Origin of the sequence: Olivibacter sp. SDN3, assembly GCF_014334135.1 — a bacterium.
GTDB lineage: Bacteria > Bacteroidota > Bacteroidia > Sphingobacteriales > Sphingobacteriaceae > Olivibacter.
On sequence record NZ_CP060497.1, the window covers coordinates 606,832 to 631,079 of the forward strand.

20 protein-coding genes, 1 tRNA gene and 1 pseudogene are annotated in these 24,248 nt (G+C 39.3%); 12 read left to right on the plus strand and 10 right to left on the minus strand.

Annotation, left to right across the window (positions count from 1 at the left end; genetic code table 11):
• Positions 1–5: 5 nt before the first annotated feature.
• The gene (gene leuS / locus H8S90_RS02545; protein WP_187341048.1) at positions 6–2,792 is read right to left on the minus strand and encodes a leucine--tRNA ligase; all 2,787 of its coding nucleotides are present in this window, start codon (positions 2,790–2,792) and stop codon (positions 6–8) included.
• A gap of 102 nt (positions 2,793–2,894) precedes the next feature.
• Here leuS and H8S90_RS02550 point away from each other — a divergent pair, with 102 nt between their 5' ends.
• The 6 genes from H8S90_RS02550 (at position 2,895) to H8S90_RS02575 (ending at position 7,696) form a co-directional block, all read left to right on the plus strand.
• Positions 2,895–3,773 carry an ABC transporter permease gene (locus H8S90_RS02550; protein ID WP_187341049.1) on the plus strand — a complete coding sequence of 293 codons (879 nt, stop codon included), beginning with the start codon at positions 2,895–2,897 and terminating at the stop codon, positions 3,771–3,773.
• Between the two features lie 25 nt (positions 3,774–3,798).
• Positions 3,799–4,056 (plus strand): DUF3098 domain-containing protein, encoded by a 258-nt coding sequence (locus H8S90_RS02555; RefSeq protein ID WP_187341050.1) that lies wholly within the window; start codon positions 3,799–3,801, stop codon positions 4,054–4,056.
• Positions 4,056–4,850 (plus strand): undecaprenyl-diphosphate phosphatase, encoded by a 795-nt coding sequence (locus tag H8S90_RS02560; RefSeq protein ID WP_187341051.1) that lies wholly within the window; start codon positions 4,056–4,058, stop codon positions 4,848–4,850. Before H8S90_RS02555 ends, H8S90_RS02560 begins: the two co-directional genes overlap by 1 nt.
• Complete coding sequence (truB, locus tag H8S90_RS02565; protein ID WP_187341052.1) at positions 4,850–5,575, plus strand: tRNA pseudouridine(55) synthase TruB; 726 nt, start codon at positions 4,850–4,852, stop codon at positions 5,573–5,575. The genes H8S90_RS02560 and truB overlap by 1 nt, the downstream gene beginning before the upstream one ends.
• A gap of 96 nt (positions 5,576–5,671) precedes the next feature.
• Positions 5,672–6,643, plus strand: a complete 972-nt coding sequence (locus H8S90_RS02570) for a bifunctional riboflavin kinase/FAD synthetase (RefSeq protein ID WP_187341053.1) — start codon at positions 5,672–5,674, stop codon at positions 6,641–6,643.
• A gap of 6 nt (positions 6,644–6,649) precedes the next feature.
• A complete protein-coding gene (locus H8S90_RS02575; protein ID WP_187341054.1) occupies positions 6,650–7,696 on the plus strand; it encodes a DUF2157 domain-containing protein in 1,047 nt (348 codons plus the stop codon).
• Between the two features lie 8 nt (positions 7,697–7,704).
• Here the strand turns inward: H8S90_RS02575 and H8S90_RS02580 are convergent, their stop codons facing one another.
• The 6 genes from H8S90_RS02580 to uvrA form a co-directional block, all read right to left on the minus strand.
• On the minus strand, positions 7,705–8,232 hold the full coding sequence (locus H8S90_RS02580) for a YceI family protein (protein WP_187341055.1): 528 nt from the start codon (positions 8,230–8,232) through the stop codon (positions 7,705–7,707).
• Positions 8,233–8,346: 114 nt separating this feature from the next.
• Positions 8,347–8,763: an OsmC family protein gene (locus H8S90_RS02585; RefSeq protein WP_187341056.1), complete on the minus strand. Its 417-nt coding sequence runs from the start codon at positions 8,761–8,763 to the stop codon at positions 8,347–8,349.
• Between the two features lie 46 nt (positions 8,764–8,809).
• A complete protein-coding gene (locus H8S90_RS02590) occupies positions 8,810–9,979 on the minus strand; it encodes a PLP-dependent aspartate aminotransferase family protein (RefSeq protein WP_187341057.1) in 1,170 nt (389 codons plus the stop codon).
• Between the two features lie 371 nt (positions 9,980–10,350).
• Entirely contained in the window at positions 10,351–11,262 is a 912-nt protein-coding gene (cobA, locus tag H8S90_RS02595) for a uroporphyrinogen-III C-methyltransferase (protein ID WP_370525679.1), read from the minus strand.
• Between the two features lie 143 nt (positions 11,263–11,405).
• A complete protein-coding gene (locus H8S90_RS02600; protein ID WP_187341058.1) occupies positions 11,406–11,843 on the minus strand; it encodes an Rrf2 family transcriptional regulator in 438 nt (145 codons plus the stop codon).
• 146 nt (positions 11,844–11,989) lie between these two features.
• Positions 11,990–14,806: an excinuclease ABC subunit UvrA gene (uvrA, locus tag H8S90_RS02605; protein WP_187341059.1), complete on the minus strand. Its 2,817-nt coding sequence runs from the start codon at positions 14,804–14,806 to the stop codon at positions 11,990–11,992.
• 266 nt (positions 14,807–15,072) lie between these two features.
• Between uvrA and H8S90_RS02610 the strand changes: the two genes are divergently transcribed.
• Positions 15,073–15,660 carry an RNA polymerase sigma factor gene (locus H8S90_RS02610; protein ID WP_187341060.1) on the plus strand — a complete coding sequence of 196 codons (588 nt, stop codon included), beginning with the start codon at positions 15,073–15,075 and terminating at the stop codon, positions 15,658–15,660.
• Here H8S90_RS02610 and H8S90_RS02615 read toward each other — a convergent pair.
• Positions 15,646–16,650, minus strand: coding sequence for an App1 family protein (locus H8S90_RS02615; protein ID WP_187341061.1), 1,005 nt, complete (start codon positions 16,648–16,650; stop codon positions 15,646–15,648). The two genes, H8S90_RS02610 and H8S90_RS02615, sit on opposite strands and share 15 nt — an antisense overlap.
• A gap of 57 nt (positions 16,651–16,707) precedes the next feature.
• Here H8S90_RS02615 and H8S90_RS02620 point away from each other — a divergent pair, with 57 nt between their 5' ends.
• Together H8S90_RS02620 and H8S90_RS02625 are read left to right on the plus strand one after the other, a co-directional pair.
• Entirely contained in the window at positions 16,708–17,586 is an 879-nt protein-coding gene (locus H8S90_RS02620) for a diacylglycerol kinase family protein (protein WP_187341062.1), read from the plus strand.
• 277 nt (positions 17,587–17,863) lie between these two features.
• Positions 17,864–18,976 carry a Fic family protein gene (locus H8S90_RS02625; protein ID WP_187341063.1) on the plus strand — a complete coding sequence of 371 codons (1,113 nt, stop codon included), beginning with the start codon at positions 17,864–17,866 and terminating at the stop codon, positions 18,974–18,976.
• 63 nt (positions 18,977–19,039) lie between these two features.
• Here the strand turns inward: H8S90_RS02625 and H8S90_RS02630 are convergent.
• Positions 19,040–19,113, minus strand: a tRNA-Met gene (locus tag H8S90_RS02630).
• A gap of 90 nt (positions 19,114–19,203) precedes the next feature.
• On the opposite strand from H8S90_RS02630, the gene H8S90_RS02635 reads away from it, so the two are divergent.
• From H8S90_RS02635 to H8S90_RS02645, 3 genes are all read left to right on the plus strand, one after another.
• Positions 19,204–19,581, plus strand: coding sequence for an START-like domain-containing protein (locus H8S90_RS02635; RefSeq protein ID WP_187341064.1), 378 nt, complete (start codon positions 19,204–19,206; stop codon positions 19,579–19,581).
• 86 nt (positions 19,582–19,667) lie between these two features.
• The gene (locus H8S90_RS02640; RefSeq protein WP_187341065.1) at positions 19,668–21,119 is read left to right on the plus strand and encodes an LptF/LptG family permease; all 1,452 of its coding nucleotides are present in this window, start codon (positions 19,668–19,670) and stop codon (positions 21,117–21,119) included.
• A gap of 95 nt (positions 21,120–21,214) precedes the next feature.
• A complete protein-coding gene (locus H8S90_RS02645; RefSeq protein WP_187341066.1) occupies positions 21,215–22,429 on the plus strand; it encodes a bifunctional 3,4-dihydroxy-2-butanone-4-phosphate synthase/GTP cyclohydrolase II in 1,215 nt (404 codons plus the stop codon).
• 105 nt (positions 22,430–22,534) lie between these two features.
• On the opposite strand, the pseudogene H8S90_RS02650 reads toward H8S90_RS02645, so the two are convergent.
• Positions 22,535–24,162, minus strand: a pseudogene (locus tag H8S90_RS02650) (IS1182 family transposase).
• Positions 24,163–24,248: the final 86 nt, after the last annotated feature.

The window sequence follows — 24,248 nt, forward strand, 5'->3', positions numbered from 1 at the left end:
TGTATTTAAACCACTACGTTTACAATTTTACCTTTTACAACGATCACCTTTTTAGGGCTTTTACCATCGAGGTAGCGTTGAACGTCCGAATTGCGCAACACTTCTTCTTCCACATCCTTGGGTTCTAAACTTAAAGCCATATTCAGTTTCATGCGCATTTTCCCGTTAAAAGAGATGGGATATTCAAACTCGTTTTCCACGAGGTATTCCGGGTTAAAGGTTGGGTAGGCAGCAAACGATAAAGAACCTGCTTCATTCCCTAGTAACACCCATAATTCCTCACAGATATGCGGCGCATACGGAGACAAGACAATTACCAACTCTTGCAAGATTGCTCTTTTATTGCATTTCAAATCGGTCAATTCATTTACACAGATCATAAAGCTGGAAACCGATGTATTAAATGAAAAGCGCTCAATATCTTCACTTACCTTTTTTATAATTTTATGCAACGATTTAAGTTCTGCTTTTGAGGGTTGTTCCTCCGAGACAGAAAAGTTAAAAGCATTATCATGGAACAATTTCCAAAATTTACGCAGAAACTTATAAACCCCCTCAATTCCATTGGTATTCCATGGTTTACTTTGCTCCAGCGGACCTAAAAACATCTCATACATCCGCAGGGTATCGGCACCGTACTGTTCTATAATATCATCTGGATTAACCACATTGAACTTCGATTTCGACATCTTCTCGATCTCATATCCACAAATGTATTTACCATCTTCTAAGATAAAGTCGGCATCCGCATACTCCGCTCTGGATTGACGGAATCTATCCAAATCAAGTACATCATTTTGCACAATATTGACATCGACATGTAAAGCAGAGGTTTTATACTGATTTTTCAAGCCGTGTGAAACAAATGTATTGGTTCCCCCTCCTTCCTCGTCTAGAAGTCGGTATACGAAATTTGATCTCCCTTGGATCATTCCCTGATTAATCAATTTTTTAAAGGGCTCTTCTTCATTTACCACGCCTAAATCTTTCAGGAACTTATTCCAAAACCTACTATATAGCAGGTGTCCGGTGGCATGTTCAGATCCACCTATATATAAATCGACGGCTTGCCAGTAGTCTACCGCTTCTTTTGAAGCAAAAGCTTGCTGATTATGCGCATCCATGTAACGATACCAATACCAGCTTGACCCTGCCCAGCCAGGCATAGTGCTCAGCTCATATTCATACGTATCTTGATACTTCCAATCTTTAGCACGGCCCAGAGGTGGTTCTCCCGTTTCTGTAGGCAAGTATTTATCCACTTCGGGCAGTAAAAGTGGCAATTCAGCTTCGTCAATAACGTTAGGCAATCCTTCTTTAAAATATATAGGTACGGGCTCTCCCCAGTAGCGCTGCCTCCCAAAGATGGCATCACGCATTCTAAAATTAATTTTTGCTTTACCGGCCGCTGTACGTTCCAGTTCTGCAATAAGAAGCTGCACAGCTTCTTGATAACTCAAGCCGTTAATCAGTTGTGAATTGATATATTTCCCTTCCTTACGACTATCGGCTTCTTCGTCAATTTCCTGTGTATCTAAGATTTTTATAATGGGCAGATCGAAATGCTTCGCAAACACATAATCCCGCTGGTCTCCCGAAGGCACAGCCATAACGGCTCCGGTACCGTATCCGGCAAGCACGTAATCAGCTATCCAAACAGGCACCGTCTCTCCCGTAAGAGGATGTATGGCGTAACTACCGGTAAATACTCCAGAAACATATTTCGTATCTGCCATCCGATCGCGTTCTGACTTTTTCTTCGCTTGTTCTACATAAGCTTCTACCGCCTGCAATTGCTCTTTCGTAGTGAGGGTAGCAACCAATTCATGTTCTGGAGCAAGTACGAGAAAGCTAACGCCATAAATCGTGTCAACCCGCGTGGTGAACACTTCGATAAAGAGCGTTTCTTCATGTGCTACGCTAAACTTTACACTGGCGCCCACACTCTTTCCTATCCAATTGCGTTGCATTTCCACTAGGGGTTCCGGCCAGTCAATTGTATTAAGCCCATTTAACAGACGTTCGGCGTAGGCTGTTATCCGCATGCTCCACTGCATCATCTTCTTTTGAATAACCGGATACCCCCCCCGTTCTGAAACGCCGTCTTTTACTTCATCATTTGCCAGCACAGTACCTAAGGCTGGACACCAATTCACCGCACTTTCTCTTAGATACGCCAATCGGTATTTCAGCAATTCGCGTTGTTTCTCCTCTTCGGAAAAAGCTTGCCATTCTTGAGCTGTAAACGACAAGGTGTCTTCATCGCATACCGCAAGTACCCCTTTACTACCTTCATTTTCAAAACGATGTAACAGTTTAGAAATGGACTCTGCTTTATCTGAAGTAAGGTCATAATAAGCATTAAAAAGCTGTATAAAAATCCATTGTGTCCATTTATAATAAGAAGGATCACTGGTTCTGATCTCTCTACTCCAATCAAAAGAAAAACCGATATTATCTAACTGTTCTCTGTATCGATTGATATTAGCGGCCGTTGTTATCGCTGGGTGCTGACCGGTTTGAATAGCATATTGCTCCGCCGGAAGCCCAAAAGAGTCGTATCCCATAGGATGTAAAACATTATACCCTTTCAGGCGTTTATAACGACTGAAGACATCTGAAGCTATATAACCTAGGGGATGACCGACATGCAGCCCTGCCCCAGACGGGTAAGGAAACATGTCTAGCACATAATATTTTGGCTTTTCTGACGTATTACTTACTTTGAATGTTTTGTTAGAGGCCCAGAATTGTTGCCACTTTTTTTCTATAGTTTTAAAATGATAGTCCATTATAACACATTACAGTATGACTTGCGAAAGTACGAAAAATCTTACATCTCATGTCCTATATATCGTATCTAATTGTTAATTTCGCAGTTCAAATCATTACATATGGAAGAATTTGAAGTAAGTACCTCATCGCGAAAAACAAAATCTGTTTATATATCAACGGTAATCAGCATTGCCTTGGTTTTATTGATGACAGGCTTATTGGGTTTGATTTTAGTACACGCCAAGAACCTTTCAAACTATGTTAAGGAAAATATAGTACTTAATATTATCGTTAATGAAGACGTTAAAGAAGCTGACATTCTGAATTTACAGAAGGAACTAGATGGCAATGAAGCAGTTTTACGTACGCAGTATGTAAGCAAGGAATTAGCAGCAAGAAACCTCCAAAACGATCTGGGCGAAGACTTCGTGAAATTTTTAGGTTATAACCCACTGCTTTCTTCCATTGATGTTTATTTGAAAGCGGATCATGCCAATAAAGCTGGGGTTGAAACGTTCACAAAACAAGTTTCTGACAATGCATCGGTAAAAGAAGTCGTTTATCAAGATTCGCTTATTGATATGGTAAACCAAAACATCCGTATCATAGGCTTAATCATATTAGCTTTTGCTGCAATACTACTTGTTATAGCTGTTGCTCTTATCAATAATACGATTCGTTTGGCTATTTACTCGCAACGTTTTCTCATTAAAAGTATGCAGATGGTAGGAGCAACAAAAGGCTTCATTAGACGCCCTTTTCTCGGTTACGGTATTCTTCATGGTCTTTTAGGTGGAATGATCGCCATCATTCTACTTTTGATCACTTTATATTTTGCACAAGAACAAATTCCAGAGATTGTTATTCTTCGTAATTACTTTGAGTTTGCTTTAATCTTTATTGGTGTTATTTGTTTGGGTATTCTAATATCTGGGGCAAGCACTTATTTTGCGGTAAGCAAGTATTTACGCTTGAGAATGAATGACCTCTATCGATAAAATGTGGCGCTAAAATTCTATTATTATGGCTAAAGAAAGAAAAAAGACTGTCCAAACAAAACAAAGCCCAACTTTTGTGTTTGGCAAGTTAAATTACCAATTGATGGTATTAAGTATGGCAATAGTTGTTCTGGGATTTATATTAATGGCAGGAAAAACTGATATCTATAGTTTTACAAAAATAACTTTGGCACCAATAGTTGTTGTTGCCGGGTTTGCATTGGGTATTGTTGCTATTTTAAAAAACCCTAACAAACAAGATAATAATTCTAATAATTCGTAATGACGTTGATTGAAACGCTCGTGTTAGCCATCGTAGAAGGTTTAACAGAGTTTTTACCTGTGTCCTCCACAGGCCATCTCATAATAGCTACAGCTTTACTAGGCATAGAACCCACTGCTTTTGTCAAATTATTTACGGTGGCTATTCAATTGGGCACCATACTATCGGTAGTAATTCTATATTACAAAAGGTTCTTTAGATCATGGTCTTTTTATTTTAAGTTATTTGTTGCTTTTCTACCAGCAGCATTTTTTGGATTGCTCTTAAGTGATGTTATTGACAACATGCTCGAGAGCCCTATGACAGTAGCCGTTACATTGGTTATTGGTGGCGTGATTTTGCTGTTTGTAGACAAGTGGTTTAACAATCCGAGAATCGAAGATTCTGATAAAATATCTTATTTTACCGCTTTAAAAATTGGCTTATTCCAATGTTTAGCTATGATTCCGGGAATGTCACGATCGGGAGCAACTATTGTAGGGGGTATGGCACAAAAGCTAACGAGGAAAGCGGCCGCAGAGTTTTCATTTTTTTTAGCGGTACCTACCATGTTCGGTGCAACCGCAAAAAAGCTTTTGGATTTCTATTTAGACGGCTATGCATTTACACAACAGGAGATCAATGTTTTGGTAGTTGGCAATATTGTTGGCTTCGTTGTAGCGATTATTGCCATTAAGAGCTTCATTGGCTATGTAACCAAATACGGATTTAAAGCCTTTGGGTGGTACAGAATTATTGTTGGAGGAGTGATTATCGTGATGCTACTAAGTGGCCACAGTCTATCTGTGCTGTAATGGAAGAAAACAATAAAAAAGATCGATCTTATCCAACATTTGACTTTGTAGAAGGAGAAGTTTTGTTAATAGACAAACCCTATGAATGGACAAGTTTTGATGTGGTAAACAAAATAAGGAATACCCTAAAACCTCTTAAACTTAAGGTAGGACATGCCGGAACGTTGGATCCGCTGGCTACGGGATTGCTCATTGTTTGCACAGGAAAACGTACCAAAACAATAGACGAATTACAGGCACAGGAAAAAGAATATACAGGTACTTTTATACTGGGAGCAACGACCCCTTCCTATGATTTAGAGACTGCTCCAGAACAACATTTTGATACATCAGCACTTCGTGCATCCGATTTAAAGGAAGCTTGCAAAAATTTTACAGGTGACATTACACAATACCCTCCGGCACATTCTGCAGTTAAGGTAAAAGGAGAACGGCTCTACGAAAAAGCGCGCCGGGGCGAAGCAGTTGAACTAAAGGCAAGAAATGTACGAATCAGTCTGTTTGAACTGACAAGAATTGCGTTACCCGAAGTGGATTTCAGGGTGATCTGTAGTAAAGGCACCTATATACGCTCCTTGGCAAACGACTTTGGCAAAATATTGAATAATGGAGCCTATCTGAGTCAACTTAGGAGAGTTCGCAATGGACATTTTCACATTGACAATGCTTACCAAATTGACGATATTGTAAACCATATAAATGAATTAAAAAAAAATTCACACTAGCCCACAGGTTCATTACTACTGAATAGCAAACCGATCCATGAATAGCGCAAAGCTTATTGAAGGCTTAGTAAGGGCTATAGTTAATGAATTATTTGAATGAAAATATATAGAAACATTGAAGATTTCATACCTTTAGATAATGCGGTTGTTACTATTGGTACATTTGATGGTGTACATATTGGTCATCAGAAAATTATCAGCAGCTTAAGTGATTACGCAAAGAAAATCAGAGGCCAAACTGTATTACTAACCTTTTTTCCGCACCCAAGAATGATTCTGCATCCAGATGACGATAGTTTAAGGCTCATCAATACCATCGAAGAAAAGGCTGATAGACTGGCCGACTGCGGTATAGATCATTTAATCATAACACCATTTACTCGAGATTTCTCCAACCAATCTGCGGAAGAGTATATACGCGAAGTTTTGGTAAGTAAAATAGGCACTAAACGCATCATCATTGGTTATGATCACCATTTTGGAAAAGACCGTAAGGGGTCGTTGGTTGATTTGCTAAAATATGCCGAACAATATCATTATACGGTACAGGAAATACCGGAACAAGACATCAACGATGTCGCAGTTTCTTCTACAAAAATAAGAGAAGCGCTTATTATTGGTGCAATTGCCACCGCTAATAAATACTTAGGTTACCCCTTCCATATCACGGGAAAAGTAGTTAAAGGTCAACAATTAGGCCGTACAATCGGTTTTCCTACGGCCAATATTGAAGTAGCGGAAACTTATAAGCTGATACCTGCATACGGAATTTACGCGGTTGAAGCAAACGTTTTGGAACAAGAAGAAATGACCACTGGCGACTATAAGCCAGCCGTAAAAGGCCCATTGCTAAAAGGTATGGGCTATATTGGCACCCGTCCAACGGTTAGAGGGGTTAACCGGAGCATCGAAATTAATTTTTTTGATCTCAATGAAGATTTGTATGGAAAAACATTACGCATCAAATTTTTACATTTTGTTCGTCATGACCATAGATTTGATAACGTAGAACAAATGACTCAGCAGTTAGCTGAAGATGAAAAAAAAATACGGATGCTCTTAAGTTAAAAGCAGATGAAACTTAATGTTGACAGACATGAGCAAGAAACTATAAAAAACGCCATCGATCATTGGCACCAGGAAAACCTCATTGATGATAATACCGCCCGACGTTTACACGCGTCGTATGAGGTAAAAGGTTTTGATTGGCGACGGCTAGCACAATATTCCTTTTGGATAGCATTATCCTGTATTGTTTTGGCTTTTCTATCCTTGTTTATTGATCAGCAAGTTTTAGATTTGGTTTCCCGACTGTATCAAACCCCTAACATTGTTATCAGTGCGTTCTGTGCTATTTTAGCAACGCTATTTTATTATCTTGGTTCTTATAATAAGAAGAGACATCCAGAAAAATTATTCAGTAATGAAAGCCTAATGGTACTCGGTGTATTTGCTACAGCTACCAGCATAGGCTACTTAGGCAAGATTATCGAAAAAGAAAATGGCGCTTATTCCCTTTTATTTTTTGTGTCCATTGTAATTTATACCCTATTGGCATTAAAACTGCACTCCAAAACTATCTGGGCCTTCATGTTAATTGCATTAGGTATTTGGTTTGCTATGGAAACAGCATATCACAGCAATTGGGGTTTTAAGTTCTGGGGGATGAATTACCCTCTTCGCTTTACGCTTTTCGGCGCTATGCTTACGGCTTTTGCCTTATTTGTACAAAATAAAGTCAATATTTTACGGCCTTTTCATCAACTGAGTTATATAACGGGTGTTTTATATCTATTTATATCATTATGGTTATTATCTATCTTTGGTAATTACGATGATTTAGATAAATGGGCAGAAGTTAAGCAATTTCACATTTTATATTGGGGTGTATTATCCACCTTGGTATCGCTCGCTTTTGCATGGTACGGCTTAAAAAACAAAGATGTCATTGCAAGGGAGTTCGGCATCACTTTTCTTATTATAAACCTTTATACCCGTTTTTTTGAGTATCTCTGGGATAATGTCAACAGAGCTATTTTCTTTTCTCTATTAGCTATGTCCTTTTGGATTATAGGAAAAAAAGCGGAGAAAATATGGAGCGGAACCTTTCTGAAAAAATAAAACAGTTCTTACTGTTTTATAAACTGTAAACTTAAAAGAATCTCAACTTCATCCGCCACCACAACAGAACCGGCTTCTGTAACATCATTCCACGTTAACCCAAAAGCTTTGCGGCTAATCGCTGTTGTAGCTTCGAATCCGGCTTTAAAATTACCATAACCATCTTTTGCGGTACCTCCGAATATGACATCAAACTCAACCTCCTCCGTAACTCCTTTTACAGAAAGATGTCCTGTTAACAGGTAGTCACCAATTTCATTTTTTTCAAACGAGGTTGAATGAAAGACCAACTCGGGGTATTTTTCCGCATCAAAAAAATCTGGGGATCGGAGATGTTCATCACGATCACCCATGTTGGTATCTATGCTTGATACGTCTACAGAAAAGGTCACCTTAGCCCCTTCAAAACCTTCTCCTTCTGACACAATAGTTCCATCAAACTGGTTAAAACTCCCTCTAACAGTTGAAATAACTAGATGCTTCACTTTAAACTGGACTGCTGAATGTATCGGATCTACTTTCCAAATGATCGACATAATTTACTCCTCCTAATACGATTAATAATTTGAGTACTATCAATAACAGTCTGCAAGCAAAAAAAGTTTACTTATTGATGCAACAGTGCTGAAGATCGTCACCCAGATACGATACTAGCCGATATCAACGGTATAAGTTATATCGACACCTCCCGCCGCAAGCATATCATGAACAGAGCAATACTTTTTCACAGCAAGTTCAGCAGCTTTATCAGCTTTAAGCTGGTCTATGTTGCCTGTTAATTTAAATAACAGATGTATGCTTTTGAAAACTGCGGGAATGGTATCTACCCGCTTGCCTTCCAGTTCAATGGAAAAGGCAGAGACTTCCTGTTTTTGTTTTTTAAGGATACTGATGAGATCAAGCGCACTGCATGAACCTAGAGCCATCAGCACAAGCTCCATCGGTCGCGCTCCCAAACCCTCACCTCCAAGGTCAGGAGAACCATCAATTTGTATTTTCACATCAGAAGTAGGACTAGTTCCTTCAAAATGAACTGCTTGGTTCACTCTATTTAATACAACTTTCATTTCCCTTATTTATTTTCAACCATTAAATATAACTACAGCATTAAGGCTATTTACTATTTTCGAGTGCCTGTAACAAATCGTCCATGATATCATTAATATCTTCAAGTCCAACAGAAATTCGAATTGTACCAGGCTGAATGCCAATACTCTCCCTTTCCTCATCCGTCAGTTTGGAATGCGTTGTCGATGCCGGATGAGTGGCAATTGATCTCGAATCTCCAAGATTAGAGGTAATCAAAATCATCTTTAAGCAATCTAGAAAACGTTTCGCTCTATCAAAGCCACCTTTGACAATGAAGGTAACAATACCACCCCCAGCTTTCATCTGCTTCTTCGCCAACTCATATTGTGGGTGTGAAGGAAGAAAAGGATAGCGTACCAATGCTATCTCAGCATGTTCTTCTAGCTTTTTGGCAACATCTAACGCGTTACTGCAATGCCTATCCATGCGTAAAGGTAGTGTTTCAAGGCTTTTAGATATTATCCATGCGTTAAATGGCGACATGGCCGGCCCTGTATGACGAATAAAAAACATGATTTCGTCCATCAATACCTGCTTACCGACAACAATTCCTCCTAAAACACGGCCCTGCCCGTCCATATACTTAGTAGCAGAGTGACTTACTAAATCAAAACCATAGGCAATTGGCTTTTGTAGATATGGAGTGGCAAAGCAATTATCGACATTAAGAATAATATCAGGATATTTCTCTTTGAAATTTCCCAACCACTCCAAATCTATTAATTCAAGACCTGGATTGGACGGCGTCTCAATAAAGATCATTCGGGTATTTTCCTGAATAGCACTTTCCCATTTTTCAGGTGTAGATGCGTCAACATAAGTCGTCGTGATGCCCCACTTAGGAAAGAGCATGGTAAATAGCTGGTGTGTTGAGCCAAAAATTGATCTACATGCAACTATATGATCACCACTTTTTAAAAGTGCAGCAAAAGAGGCAAATACTGCCGCCATCCCGGAAGAAAAAGCCAGGCCCATTTCTGCGCCTTCCATATCACACACTTTCTGTATAAATTCATTGGTGTTGGGATTGGAATATCGGGAATATACATTCCCATCCTCCTCGCCCGCAAATATTGCGCGCCCCTGTTCAGCGTCATCAAAAATAAAACTTGATGTCAAATATAAAGGCACAGAGTGTTCTCTGTTTTGTGATCGTTGCGCTTGACTGCGCACCAGTTTACTTTGTTCTTTCATTCTTTTTGTATTGTCGGTTCAAACCTACCACAAAATTTATTTACAATAAAACTTTATTTTCATCCTTAGCTAATTTTTCCTTGATGTTTGATTTCTAGTGGTACCTGAGAACGGCTAGACTTTTATTTCAGTCAGATGCTTAGGTTAGACAGGGAGCCTAACGTGTCTGAAATTCCCATTTTTCCCGTAGAATAAATCCGAAATTTAGACATAGGCTTCATTACAGTTACATTTCGGCGGCTACTGCATGCGGCCTTTCGACCCAATAACTGCTATTAAAAAAAAGCACCAGCCATAGAATGATAGCTGGTGCCGTTAATAACAACCAAAAAACTAAGATTCAACCCAAATCCCTAACGCGGATTTTGGGTTTAATACTGCTGACCTTCAAGAAAATCCAAAATGTGGTAAAAGCTTTTATGTAAAGAAACGGTCTGGCCGAACACCAACAATACCGGACCGGTATTATCGATCGCCTCTTCTTTAGCAACCTCTTCTATGGTATTTACCAGCCCTATTGCTACCTTCTCATTCTTCATAGATCCATTCTGTATAACAGCTGCCGGAAGACGCCCTTTTCCTACGCTTTTATAGATCTCTACTATATCATGAAGCTGATCATACCCTAATAAGACTACAACCGTTGCTTTGCTCGCCGCCGCATCCCGAAACTCTGGATTCAATTTACCATCGCCGTCGGTGCCACTTAATATCCATAAACTATCGCTACCTCCTTTATGCGTCACAGGGATGCCCTGTAACCCAGGTACGGAAATAGCACTACTGATTCCCGGAACGATTGCTGTTTCAATGCTATAAGAGGCAGCGAAATCCAGCTCCTCATACCCCCTTCCAAATACAAAAAGATCTCCTCCTTTCAAACGCACGACATGACCGAAGTTTAAAGCATAGTCAACCATCAACTGATTTACGGTCGGTTGCGAAAAATTTTCATCACCAGACGGATTACCTACGTAAACCCTGGTTGCTTCTTTTGGCACGTAGTTTAACAACTCTTCATCAACCAACGCGTCATAAATAATAACGTCTGCCGTTTTTAATGCCTTAACACCTTTTACGCTAATTAAATCGGGATCTCCAGGACCGGCACCAACTATTGTTATCTTAGGTTCTACATATAACCTTTCGACTTCGGTAAATTGCTTATCCATTTGCTTACCTCCTTTTAAACTATTAATAAAAAGCCCCCACAATCTAACTGAAGAGGCCTCTATCACTACATCTACACCCTCTTCTATGCCGGAAATAAAAAACACATACATTTTTTTATCCCGTAGCAAGTAATATTCATATGTAGATTTATTTTTTGCATGCCACAAATATATATAAAATATACCTTTTTTGTAGACTTTATTTATTCAAAACCAAAATAAATCATTAACAAACTGATAATGAGTTAAATATTTTACAACCCTAATGCTAAGTTTGCTTCTCTCTTGATGATATCGGCTATACTCGTATCATTTAAAATTTGCAGCATAGCGTTTCGTACATCTACAAATGTATCCCGAATACCACAAGTCTCTTCTGTTTTACACTCATCACATCGTCTATAGAAATTAAGGCTAACGCATGGGAGCAATGCTATTGGTCCGTCGGTTAAGCGTATAACCTGTGATAATCGGATATCTTCTGGATCCTTATTTAGACTATACCCTCCCCCTGCACCTTTTTTACTATATAGAATCCCGGCATTACGCATCTCAAGCAGTATTTGCTCTAGAAATTTTTTCGGTATGTTTTCTTCTTCTGCAATTTTCAGAATCTGCATAGGTTCTTTCCCATAATTCTTACCCAATACAATGAGTGCTTTAATTGCGTATTTAGACTTTTTGGACAGCATATTTCCTTTACTTTGCGTATGCCTGTAAATTTACAAATTTTAAACTATATATTAATTTAATCTACTGTAACTAGCTTCTTCAGGTGAATAATAATTTTGCCAACCTCCTTAGTAGATCATAAAACTGCTCTTTTAAGCTAGAGCTATTAGCTATAGGATGGTTTATTTTGCAAATAATCAGCCAGAAACTCACCCGTATAGGAGCCCTTTTGGCTAACCAAATCTTCCGGGACACCTTCAAAAACCAGCTGCCCGCCTCTTTCACCTCCTTGCGGACCAATGTCGATAATCCAATCTGCACATTTTATAACATCCATATTATGCTCAATAACCAGTATAGTATTTCCTTGTGTAATCAACGCATCAAAAGACTTCAATAGCTTCTTAATATCATGAAAATGCAGACCCGTCGTAGGTTCGTCAAATATGAACAGGGTGTTTTTACTATTGTTACCCTTAACCAAAAAGGACGCTAGCTTGATACGTTGCGCTTCACCCCCTGACAGCGTGTTTGAAGACTGGCCCAATTTAACATAACCTAAACCGACCTCCGCTAAAGGTCTTATCTTATTCAATATTTTTGGTTGACTATCAAAAAATTCTAAAGCTTCATCAACGGTAAGTTCCAGTACTTCATATACATTTTTATCATGCCAAGTAACGTCTAATACCTGCTGTTTAAATCGCTTGCCAGCGCAGACCTCACAAGGGAGAAAGAGATCTGCCATAAACTGCATTTCTATTTTGACCTCGCCTTCTCCCTGACAGACGTCACAGCGCCCGCCTTCTACATTAAATGAAAAGGCTGCAGGTTTTAATCCGGCGGCTTTTGCTGCTGGCTGGCTACTATATAGCGTTCTGATTTCATCCCAAGCTTTCACATAGGTTACCGGATTTGACCGTGATGACCTACCGATGGGGTTTTGATCAACCATTTCTACCCTTTCCACCATATGCAGATCGCCGTCGACGCCATCATACACACCTGTCTGTTCTCCTGAATAATTACCCGTAGCCTTTTGAAGCGCCGGGTATAAAATCCTTTTTACCAAAGACGTCTTACCCGATCCCGAAACGCCTGTAACAACAGTAAAAGTATAAAGCGGAAACTTGACATCAATTCCTTTTAAATTATTCTCTCTAGCACCTTTAATTTGAACAGCATGCTGCCACTTTCTGCGATGAGTTGGTATTTCTATAGTTTCAACTTTGTTCAAGTACCGTCCAGTCAAACTTTTTTTGTCCTGCAAAATTTCCTGGAAAGTTCCGGAAAATACCAGCTCTCCCCCATTAATGCCAGCTTCTGGTCCAATATCGATTAAATGATCGGCGGCGCGCATCATCTCCTCTTCATGCTCCACCACGATTACTGTATTACCTACATCCCGCAGCGACTTTAGCACACTGATTAACCTCGTAGTATCACGTGGATGTAACCCAATACTGGGCTCATCCAGTACGTAAATTGATCCGACAAGTGAACTACCTAAGGATGTTGCTAAATTGATCCGCTGCGATTCACCTCCGGAAAGTGTATTTGACAGCCTGTTAAGAGTCAAATAGCTCAACCCTACATCTGTCAAAAATCTGATTCTATTGGTTATCTCCATCAGTAACCGCTTGGCTATCGTTTCTTCATTTTTCGTTAGCTGTAATGTCTCAAAGAAAACCAGCAGTTCATCCAGTGGCATTAAAACGATATCTGTAATTGACTTTCCCCCTATTTTGACATAGGCAGCATCTTGCCGTAACCGTGTACCTTTACATGCGGGACAATTCGTTTTCCCTCGATAGCGCGACAACATCACCCGATATTGAATTTTATATGTCTGTTCTTCCAGCTCCTTGAAAAACTCATCCAGCCCTTTGAAATAACTATTTCCTTCCCATAAAAGATTTTTTTGCTGTTCACTTAAATCGTTATAGGCCCGATGAACGGGGAAATCAAATTTAATAGCACTTTTCACAAGTTTTGATAACCATTCGCCCATTTTTTCCCCTCTCCATGGCGCAATGGCTCCATCATAAACAGATCTGCTTTTATCCGGCACCACTAAATCTGGGTCTATACCGATTATCTTACCATAACCCTCACATCTCGAGCAAGCCCCATAAGGATTATTGAAACTGAAAAAGTTAGCAGTTGGCTCTTCAAACACCATTCCGTCCAGCTCAAAGCGATCGCAAAAGAAATGCTCTCTCTCGCCGTCATTTAGGAAACAATCCCCCTTTCCCTCAAAAAATGCTGTTTGTACTGAATCCGCTATGCGACTTAAAGTTTCTTCTTCTTGATTGACTCGAATGCGGTCAACCACAATTCTTAAATCGCCTTCTCCAACCGCCTCATTTCCGATAGCTTTATCTTCCAATAAGTTCTCTACTTTATGCAGCTCCCCTTTATATTCTACCCTTATAAACCCTTTCTGAAGTAAGACCGCCAGCTCTTCTTTCAGCTTTCGATTGTTATGTGGATGCAGAGGACAATAAATGGTTATCACGGTATCTTCTTTCAATGTACCGACAAAATCAATTACATCAGTAACCGTATCTTTTTTTACTGCCTTACCAGACACTGGAGATATCGTTATACCAATTCTTGCAAAAAGAAGTTTCAAATAATCGTATATTTCTGTCGAAGTGCCAACCGTTGACCTCGGGTTGCTGGTAATAACTTTCTGTTCAATTGCAATAGCTGGCGCTATTCCTTTAATATAATCAACCTCAGGCTTATTCATTCTGCCCATAAACTGCCTTGCATATGAAGATAAGCTCTCCACATACCTGCGCTGTCCTTCCGCATACAGTGTATCGAAAGCAAGAGAAGATTTGCCAGAACCCGACATTCCGGTAATAACCACCAGTTTGTTTTTGGGTATTTCTACGTCAATATTTTTAAGGTTATGAACGCGCGCTCCCTTTATTAATATATGAGATTTGGGGTTTGAATCTAGCTGTTTTGTCATGAAATAATCCTAATTTTTGCCTCTCCACTTGATTGTTTATTTGACTTTATGACCAAGCAAAAGCAACGGCCACAAAAATACACAATAAAGAAATAACAAACGATTTTGATATTTTTTCTTTGTTTTTCTAAAAAAATTGTTTTGCTTTGAAGAAATTTACTAACAAAACAAGGTATACATTATATACCATTAGGAGGACTGCTATAGAAAAAAAACTACTTACAAATACTTTTTTATTAAACGAAAAAGACGAAAAGTAGCATAGCATGACACTGCATAAAAAGACGGACCAACAGTTAATTCATTTGTATTTGGTCGGCAATGAAGCCGCAATTGAAGAGTTAGTTCATAGATATAAATCAAAGATTTACACATCCATCTATTTACTGGTAAAAGATTCCTATCTAGCCGAGGATTTGTTTCAAGATACTTTCATCAAAGTGATTAAAACGCTTAAAGCGGGAAGATACAACGATGAAGGGAAGTTTCTTCCATGGGCAATGCGCATCGCGCACAATCTCGTAATTGATTACTACCGCAAAGAAAAGCGCACCCCTTTTATCACTAATTCGGATGGTTTCGACATCTTTGATGTTTTACCATTTTATGACGAAAGTGCCGAAGAGCGAATCATTCGGCAACAATCATATAAAGATCTCCGCAAAATGATCCAATTGCTGCCCGATGATCAGAAAGAAGTACTGATCATGCGGCATTATGGTGAAATGAGCTTCAAAGAAATCGCAGAGGTAACCGATGTAAGTATCAATACGGCTCTAGGAAGAATGCGATATGCGTTGAACAATCTTAGGAAAATGATTTCCAGCTCAGAAGTCGCGCTAAAAACCGGATAAATTAGAATAGAGATTTTCTTTTTGGATTAATCCGATTCTAAGCGAGAATTCGATAGCTTCGTGATTATTTTCGAAAAGGCATGTACGTATATCTGATTTGGCAAGATCTTTAAGCAATTGCAAAGTAAATTTACTGCGCCTTTTCTTTATATTACGTATAAAAATGGCAACTATCCTGTCGGGATATCTGTTGGCTAATGCTGTATATATAATAGGATCTCGCTGTGAATTGTCGCCGATTAGCACAAACTTCTGCTTGGGAAAGACTCTAAGTAAACGATCAATCCGTCGATACTTGTCATCGTGTTTGGTTCTTCCTGATTTGAAAAAGTTATACCACTGTTTAAAATGGCTTAGCAGAAAGGATCCGGTTGGCAGACCGTTGTATCGAAATATTTCGTGTAAATAGTCGTAAAGATTCCATTCACTGCTGGAGACATAAAAAAAGGGGTTTAGATGTGCTGTTTCGGTAGCCGCGTTGGATAAAAGATTGTACCAAATTACATTATCTTCAAAAAGCCGGCGGCGGTAAGGGTTTCTGGCCAACAACTCTCTTAACCTTCTCCAGAGCGATGCCGAATGCGATATTAAAACGGTATCATCAATATCTGATACAAATGCATATTGTGTAGTGCTAGGTACATACACCTTACCTGGAACATATTTGGTCTCAGTCCCCTCCTCAATCAAGCCTACCTTCAGATCGTAAATCCCCGGTTCTAAATGCATTTCAGAAGTCCACTTAAATTTAAAAAAACCATCACTAGCCGACTCTGTTTCAATTATTTGATCCATGAATACTAATCTCAACCGAGCATAAGCATATGGCCTACTCATAAATAATTTTAACAATGTAAGCATCTGCTGAAAGCTATTAGCGGCCAACTTCACATCAATTTCAGGCCTCCATTTAAACACATGCCCGTAAACTACGAGGTTTTTAGTATGGCCATAACCATTATATATTTTAATTTCCGCAGAAGCACTCATTAACTTTCAAACATTCAAATCATTCAGTGGTTTTAATAGTTGTTAATAGAATTTATCATGAACAGCAAGCCTGATCTCGTTTTGTTCTTTATTGTTAACTCTTTTTCGGGTAACAGGCATCTGGATTATACCCAGATTATCCAGAATTACTTTAAAGCAACTTCACATATAACTCACTTTTATCCTCTACCTAAAAACTGTTCTATCCAAGCCATTAAAGGTGCTATCGCACGTTATAACCCTGACCGCGTAATTGCCGTGGGTGGAGATGGAACAGTAAAACTTGCCGCAGAATGTTTAATGGGCACTTCTATTCCGCTAGCCATCATTCCTGCAGGATCGGCGAATGGCATGGCAAAAGAAATGAACATTAAAAGTAACCCAAAATCAGCATTAGATACAGTCATACATGGTATACCCAGGAGGGTACATGCTTTACTTATAAATAAACAATTAAGTATACACTTAGCAGATATTGGAATAAACGCACGTATTATCAAGAAGTTTCAATCCTCTAAAGAGAGAGGAATGACTGGATATGCAAAAGCTGCTTGGCAAACATTTAAAAGACATAAAAAAATGCATGTAACGATTACTACTGGTCAAAAAATGTGGGCCCGAAAGGCAGAGATGGTGGTTATAGCAAATGGAACAACCTATGGAACTGGCGTAAAAATCAACAAAACAGGCTCGCTATATGATGACCACTTTGAGGTGATTATCGTCAAGTGGTTTTCCTTATTGGAGTTACTAAAAATGTGTTTCAGCTTCAAAACTCCATTTAATCCATTTAAAACAGAGATTATACAAACCGATAAAGTGACATTAAAAATCAAAGAAAACACCTTTTTTCAGATTGATGGAGAGTATATAGGCAAGGTCAATCTTATTGAGGCCGAAATAATCAAAGAGGCCTTATATATTATAAGCCCGTAGACCGGCTGACCATTTGTTATCATCTTACGCTACAAAATACCGGTATTAAACCAAAAAGCCAGCACACATCGCACTGGCCTTCGTAGGGTCGAGTTGCGGAAAGTCGAACCTCATTGAAGACTTTAAAGCTATAACAGAAGCAAGAAAATACATCCAAATGAACACTTAATCTAAGTATGTCCATTTTCAAATAAAAAATGGACATATCTTAAAAATATGTCCATTTTATTTCATTACTTTGTATATATGTCCAGTATCAGGTTAAATTTGAACATATATGGCATACGATAGAACAAAACCTTTCAATGATCTTCCGCCCCTGCCTCCGCAGAACATTGATGATGACGTAGATATTCTGAAAAAACTGGTCACGGCATCCAGAGCATTGGCAGGGGTAAATAGTAATGTACGGCGTCTGCCCAATCCCTATATGCTGGTCAATACGATTGCTCTTCAGGAAGCCAAAGCGTCATCTGCTATAGAAAATATCTTTACAACAGAAGACGAGCTTTATAAAGCTGTGTCGGATACCTTTCAGGAAAAAAATGCCAATCCTGCCACAAAAGAGGTTTTGAGGTATAGGGAAGCACTTTGGGAGGGATATCAACGTGTAAAGGAAAAAAACGATATCGACCTTGAAAGTATAATTGCTATTTTCCGACAGATCAAAAATACATCTGGCAGCATACGTCCAGCACATACATTGACGGTCATTCAACGTGGGCAAAGCGAATTTAGATCAGGGGAGATTATATACACTCCTCCAAGAGGAGTCGGTCTTGTAGAACGACTAATGGGAAATCTATTGGACTATCTGAATGATGATAAGCTGTCCGACACTGACCCATTACTCAAAATGTGTATAGCACACTATCAATTTGAAGCCATACACCCTTTTCCTGACGGAAATGGTCGTACAGGTCGGATATTAAACCTGCTCTACTTGGTCAATCAAGGTCTCTTGGATCAACCGGTCTTGTATCTTTCCAAATATATCATCGTACACAAAGATGATTATTATTATAATTTAGGTGCCGTTACTCAGCGTGGGAGTTGGAAACCATGGGTACTCTATATGCTGGATGCAGTTGAAAAAACAGCACTTTTAACCAATCAACTCATCAACAGTATACTGGATCAGATGGAAACTACATTGGAATACGGTAAGTCAAATATCAAATGGTATAATAAAGAAGTAAATGAACTGCTGTTTAGTCAACCCTATATCAAACCAAAGTTGATCGGCGACATACTACAGATATCCTCCAGAACAACTTTGACAAAATATGTCAATGAACTTGTCGCAGCGCGAATACTCACACCGTCAAAAGAAGGACGAGAAGTTTTTTATATCAATGACGATTTGATTCGTATATTGGAAGGACAATAGAGTATCTACCATAAAGTACCTTAACAAAAAAGGAAAGCCTGTGGTTCGACTTTCCTTTAAAAGTAGCGGGGAGCAGGATCGAACTGCCGACCTCAGGGTTATGAATCCTGCGCTCTAACCATCTGAGCTACCCCGCCTTTTGGGTTTGCAAATATAGTTTATTTTCCTTTTCTTTAGAAAAAAAGTTTAAAAAGTATTTTATGGAGCGTTTATTATCCTAAACCATTATGACAGAGAAAAGAAAATTACAATTAGAATACGAGGTGAGGTCATCACCCAAAATATTATATTCATTCATTAGTGAACCTAATGGGTTGTCTCAATGGTTTGCGGACGATGTAATCTATCAAGATAATAAATTCAATTTTATATGGGACAACGAAACGCATCCTGCTAAACTGGTCAGTGCTAAAGAAAATAAAAGTGTCAAATTTGCTTGGTTAGACGATACACCTTATTACTTCGAATTGGAAATTATTCAAGACGAATTAACAAACGACGTGGCCTTAGCAATTACCGATTTTACTACAGAAGATAATGAAGCGGAGAGAAAGTTAATTTGGAAAAATCAGGTACAATACCTGTTACGTGTATTAGGCGCGTAAATTTCTTATCTTTGTATCTGTAAGATACATATCTCTGCGACAGTAAGAGTATGTGAAGTAGAAGAGTAGAACAGCGGTCATTTTTAATGAAAAAAATTCACACACTCGTATTAAAAGCATTCATCAGGCCTTTTATCGTTACATTTTTCATTGTAATGTTTGTGCTGTTGATGTTATTTTTGTTCAAATACATCGACGACTTAATTGGTAAAGGATTTGAATGGTATGTAATTTTAGAACTGCTCTGGTACGCTTCGGCAGCTCAAATTTCTATGGCCATGCCCCTCGCCATGTTACTATCATCAATCATGACCTTCGGAAATTTAGGGGAAAGTTATGAGTTAGTTGCTATTAAAGCTGCAGGCGTATCACTGCGTAAGGCGATGATGCCTTTAATTATTCTAGTGGGCATGATCAGTGTTGGTTCGTTCTTTTTTAGCGATTATATCCTTCCCATTACCAATTTGAAGATGGGTTCTTTGCTCTATGATGTGAGAAACAAGAAAGCTGATTTCTTAATTAAAGACGGTATTTTCAACAATAGTATCCCCGGTTACTCTATACGTGCGCAGAATAAAAACAAAGATGGCACCGTGCTATACAACCTAATCATCTATCAACATGGTAACATATCGAGAGGCACAAATGTATTGTTGGCAAAAGAGGGTGTCATGTACAATTCTCGAGATAACAACTACATGATTTTGAAATTGAAAGACGGTGTGCGTTACGAAGAATCGACTGCGGGCGATCGATCGTATAACCCCAGACAACAGTATACGCGTTACTATTTTGAACAAACGGAGCAAAAATTTGACATGTCTACTTTTCAGATGAAAAGAACTGATCAAGAGTTATTTCGAAGCAATTCTATGATGCTGAATTTAAAGCAGCTAAAATATTACACTGACTCCACATCACAAAAATTAGACAGTATACGGAACACTATTTTTAATGAGGTAAAATCAAACTACAAGTTATTAAACTCCTATCAAGCTAGCCAAAATAAGAAAGAAATTGGAGCACCGATAACTTACGATCAAACGTTTAAAGATATTATTCCAGCAGATAAGCGGTTAATAGCGTTAGGAAATTCGCTGACAGATATCCGTTATATAAAAGAGACACTTGATATGAAAGCGAAATCAGATAAAGACTATACCTTGACGATTATTCGATACATTATCGAATATCAGAAAAAATTCACTTTAGCTGCATCTTGTTTGTTATTATTCTCCATAGGCGCTCCTTTAGGAGCCATTATCAGAAAAGGTGGTTTAGGACTGCCTGTTGTCATGGCGATCATCTTTTTCTTAATTTATCATATCATATCAACTGTAGCAGAAAAATCTGCAAAAGAAGGCAATATAGATCCTGTATTGGGCATATGGACAGCAATCATTGTTCTAACACCGTTAGGTATATTTCTTACATACAAGGCAGCAACAGATTCTGCTCTTTTCGACGTAGAAAATTATAAAATTGCATTAAAAAAATTTCTCAACAAATTCAAAAGCAAATTCAAAAGAAAAGATTAGATGTGTATAAAGAACACCTGCTAACATGACTTTTCCATTATGCACGTCAACTTTAACAATCTTATCTTTGTATAATTTTAACATCATATAAAGTAATGAATTTTCATTTAAACACGATCGAAGAGGCGATCGAGGATATTAAGGCCGGGAAGGTCATCATAGTAGTTGACGACGAGGATAGGGAAAATGAGGGAGATTTTATTGCTGCAGCCAGCAAAGCAACACCAGAAGTCATTAACTTCATGATAACCCATGGTAGAGGCCTAGTATGCGCTCCTTTAACAGAACAAAGATGCCGCGAGTTAGATTTACACCCTATGGTGGGCCAAAATACGGCTGTTTATGAAACAAACTTTACCGTTTCGGTTGATTTACAAGGATATGGATGTACTACCGGTATATCGGCATCCGATAGATCGAAAACTATACAAGCGTTAATAAATCCAGATATTAAACCAGAAGAGCTTGGTCGACCGGGACACATTTTCCCACTAATAGCAAAAGACGGAGGTGTACTACGCCGTACCGGCCATACTGAAGCTGCCGTCGACTTAGCTCGCTTAGCAGGATTAGAGCCTGCTGGCGTCCTTGTAGAGATCCTGAAAGAAGATGGCGAAATGGCCCGTTTACCCGACTTGATTGAGGTAGCTAAGAAATTCAATCTCAAGATTGTTTCTATTGAAGATTTGATTGAATATCGCCTTACAAAAGATTCCCTTATCAATAAAGAAGTTTCCGTTAAATTGCCCACCGAATGGGGAGATTTTAACTTAGTTGCTTATAAACAAAAAAACACAGGAGAACAACACTTGGCACTCGTTAAAGGAGCTTGGGAACCTGATGAACCGATATTGGTTAGGGTACACAGCTCCTGTTTAACAGGTGATATCTTTGGATCTTGCAGATGCGATTGTGGCCACCAGCTTCACAAAGCAATGGAAATGATAGAAAAAGAAGGGAAAGGAGTTATCGTATATATGAATCAAGAAGGTAGGGGCATAGGATTAATCAATAAATTACACGCGTATAATCTCCAGGAAAATGGCTTAGATACCGTGGACGCAAACGTTCAACTGGGTTTCAGCCCAGACCTTCGCGATTATGGTATTGGCGCACAAATTCTACGCAATTTAGGCGTAACCAAAATGAAATTAATGTCTAATAATCCAACCAAACGTGCGGGGCTTGTTGGATACGGCCTTGAAGTAGTTGAAAATGTACCTATTGAAATAGCTTCTAACAAGCATAACGAGCTCTATTTACGCACTAAAAGAGACAAAATGGGACACACTATTATGAAGAACACTTAGATACGAGATACACGGCCATAACAAATCAAGAAGAAGGCGTCTAAAAAGGGCGCCTTCTTTCTTTTTGTATCTACCTGTAGAGTCTATCGGTTTTAGGATGTTACTCTATGCGACCAATGGTTGATAGCAGTAGTTTATCCATTTGGGGTCATAAATAAGGGGATTATTGTATTTAGGTTCGTTGTTTGGGCCTGACGAAGTTGTTTTCAGGAGCTTTTTCGACCATTTTCTCAGGTTATGCCCTATACACATCAGGGCGAACTCAATATCGACCTTTTCAAGCCCCCTCATGGTTAACCTGTTGAATCTGTTGTTGCTTTTCATCTGTCCGAAGACCGCCTCCACTTCTATGGGGCGTTTACTCCGGTGGTACTTTCCTGTTTCCGATGTTAGACGTTCGCGTGCCCTGGTCTTCAGTTCGTTCAACCGGTGGTTGACTTCGATGATCCTGTTTCCCTGCGCTTTATGGCACTGCCCCGAAGCGGGCAGCCTTCACAGCGTTCGGCCCTGTAATAGCTCACCCGGGAACTATATCCATTGGTGCTTTTGCGTATTCCCTTACCGGCAAACTCCATCTTCTGTCCCATCGGGCACACATAGAAGTCCTGCTCTTTATGATAATACAGGTTCTGTAATAGAAAAGGATTGTTCCTCTGGTTGCGTTTCTGCTCTTTGTGGAAGTAATTATATTTCACGTAACCTTCTATGTTCTTTGATTCCAGCATTTCATAGTTCTCTTCACTTCCGTAACCGGCATCGGCCACCACCACATCGCTCTGCCTGTTATATTGATCTTCGAAGCTATCAAGATGGTCTTCCAATGTGGTGGTATCGGTGCTTGTCTGGTGGATACTGTAGTGGGTGATGAACTGTTCTTCCGTACTGATCTGCGTGTTGTAGGCCGGTTTGAGCTGCCCGTTCTGCATGTGGTCATCTTTCAGCCGCATGAAGGTGGCATCTTCATCGGTTTTGCTGTAACTGTTCCTTTCCCCCAGTGTAGCCAATTGCTTTTCGTACTTTTCCAGCCTTGGAAGATGTTCTTCCCGCAGCTTTTTAAGCTGTTTTTGGGTAGGTTTTGCTGTTGCTTTGAGCTTTTCGTTCAGTAAAGAAAGTCTGTCCCTGAGCTCATTGCTCTTAATAGGTTTGGGTGTTTCATCCCTGCCCAGTTCCGATTGGTCCTGTTTTATCTGTGATTCAATGTCCGAGAGGACCGACTGTATTTTATTTTCCAGTTTTGCTTTGTTCTTTTCCACCGAACCTTTCCATACAAAAGTGTAACGGCCTGCCGCCGATTCAATCTTTGTACCGTCTATGTACTGGACCTTTAGGCTTACATAGCCCAGTTCGGCAAGCAAACGGACAACATCGGCAAAAAGGGAATGGATATGCCCTTTAAGTCTTTTGCCACGGAAGTGGTTGATCGTTCGGTAATCCGGTGCACTGTGGCCCGAAAGCCACATGAAATAGATATTCTCCTGTAAGGCCTTTTCTATCCTGCGGCACGAATAGATGTTGCCCAGATAGGCATAGAACAGCACTTTGATCATCATACGCGGATGGAAACTGCTCGTGCCGCCACCTTTGTACTGTCCTATGATGTGGTCGATGTTCAGTCTGTCAACCACTGCATTTACCAGACGTACCGGGTGGTTCTCTGGGATCTTTGCAAAAATATCTTCCGGAAACAGGCTCGGACTGTTGGACGGTAATGCTTTGAATAGTATGTTTGCCATATTGTTTGGGTGCACCTAAAAATAACTGTTTTTTAGGACAAAAAATAAAAATCCCCGACACTTTTTCAGTATCGGGGATCTTCTAT